Raw genomic sequence first — 689 nt, forward strand, 5'->3', positions numbered from 1 at the left:
TCGACCAGGTATCCGATGCGCGAGAAGACAGACCGGCGCACCATCGCATTGGCGTCGCCATAGACGTTGTGGATCAGGCCGAGCGCGTCGGGCCCGCCGAGCGGCAGATATTGGATCAGCCCGTCGCCGCGGTCGTCGGGCACGGTGTCCTCGTAGAAGATCAACTGGAACGCGGTGCAGATATCCGCGCCCGAAGCCGACATGGCGCGGGCGAAATGCTCGACCGCCTCCGGGAACAGCGCATTGTCGTCATCGGCGAACAGGACCAGTTCGCCCTGCGTGGCGCGAATGCCGGCGTTTCGGGCCGCGCCGAGGTGCTTGTGCGGCCGGCGCAGGATCTTCCACCCGCGTTGGCGGAAGCCCGGTTCCAGCGCGTCCAGCAATCGCCTGGCTTCGTCCAGGTCGCTGCCGTCGTCGACCAGCACCAGTTCCAGATTTTCGTAGGTCTGAGCCTCGACCGCCGCGATCGCCTGTTTCAGATAGGACGGCCGGTTGCGATGGGCCATGACGATCGAAACCAGCGGCGATGGTCCGGCGCCCTTGCGGGCCCGCCTGCGCGGCGGATCGCGCGTATCCAGCCAGGCCTGCCGGGTTTGGCGCAGGCGGTCGATCCGCTGGACGCGCGGCGGATCGTCGAGCGCCGCCGAGATCGCCTGCGCCAGCGCGGCGGGGTCGGGCTCGACCAGGCC

The 689-nt window shown here is 68.8% G+C and carries 1 protein-coding gene; it reads right to left on the reverse strand.

Going from position 1 to position 689, the window contains the following annotated elements; translation table 11 throughout:
* The coding region (locus EOA33_RS37620) for a glycosyltransferase family 2 protein (protein WP_190234534.1) at positions 1-689 on the reverse strand (689 nt) is incomplete at both ends.

This window comes from Mesorhizobium sp. M4A.F.Ca.ET.050.02.1.1, from assembly GCF_003997725.1.
In the GTDB taxonomy this organism is placed as follows: domain Bacteria; phylum Pseudomonadota; class Alphaproteobacteria; order Rhizobiales; family Rhizobiaceae; genus Mesorhizobium.